Raw genomic sequence first — 1,091 nt, forward strand, 5'->3', positions numbered from 1 at the left:
ATATGCACTAATTCAACACGGATTTAACCATTTTCGATTAAATAGAATCGAAGCTAAAGTTGAACCAACAAATGTTGCATCTAAAAGGCTATTACAAAAACTTGGATTTAACGAAGAAGGCCTACTCCGTAAATATGAAAAAGCAAAAGGACAATATATTGATTTATTTATGTTTAGCATCTTGTTAGAGGATTTAACATAGAGATTAATAAATGACCTGTCTTCTGTTTATGACAGGTTTTTTATTGAAATAAAATAATTGATAAGAAAAGAGACTGTTTAAAGTTAGTTTTGCTAACCTATAGAACAGTCTCTTCCATACTATATTTTTTTCAATTTCTCTATTGTATTTAAAATAAATTCTGCTGAAGCATTTCCATGAATATTGATTCGATTCACGCGAAATAAGGAATTTTTGCTTGTATCGAGCATTCCAGGTTCCGTCGTAAATGACATTTCAAAGCCTGCCTTCTTTACAATTTGTTCCGATACTTCGCTATATTCTCCATTTGGATAAGAAAAAGCTGTTACGGGCTTACCTAGCCTTTCCTCTAAAATACGCTTTGATTTAAGAAGATCAGCTAAAAAGTGTTTTTCATATTCCGCATCTGCTGTATTTTTCCCATTAATTCCTCTAGAATGTCGATTATCTGTATGACTTTGAAACGACACTAATCCACTATCACTCATTTCTCTTAATTGCTCCCATGTCAATTTCGGGTATGGGCTAGGATGATTTTGTGGATTCTCAATAAAATCTGTAATAATAAAAATTGTAGCCTTCATATTCAATTCTTTTAGAATAGGAAAAACATACTCATAGTTGCTTACATACCCATCATCAAGGGTGATCATAATTGGATTTTTCGGCAGTTTCTTCTCTCCATTATAATCCGCAATAACATCTTCCTCTGTAACTGTTGTATAACCTGCTCTTTTTAATATCTTCATTTGTTCATGAAAAATTGTTGGATTCGCAATTGTTCCCGATTTAATTTCTTTATCGAAATGATGATACATTAGCACTGGAATCTCAACCGCATTTGTTGGTGAGTTAAAAGAGGATTTTCTAACAGGCTGAACAACTTTAC

General features: G+C 32.4%; 2 protein-coding genes. One reads left to right on the plus strand and one right to left on the minus strand.

From position 1 onward, the window contains the following. Positions 1–202, plus strand: a 202-nt coding sequence (locus V7014_RS25195) for a GNAT family N-acetyltransferase (protein WP_335511534.1), incomplete at its 5' end; no start/stop codon positions are given. A 119-nt stretch (positions 203–321) separates the two neighbouring features. Here V7014_RS25195 and V7014_RS25200 read toward each other — a convergent pair. Continuing rightward, a partial coding sequence (locus V7014_RS25200) for a polysaccharide deacetylase family protein (RefSeq protein WP_335511537.1) occupies positions 322–1,091 on the minus strand: 770 nt, incomplete at its 5' end.

This window comes from Bacillus sp. JJ722 (assembly GCF_036963345.1).
Classification (GTDB): Bacteria; Bacillota; Bacilli; order Bacillales; family DSM-1321; genus Bacillus_AD.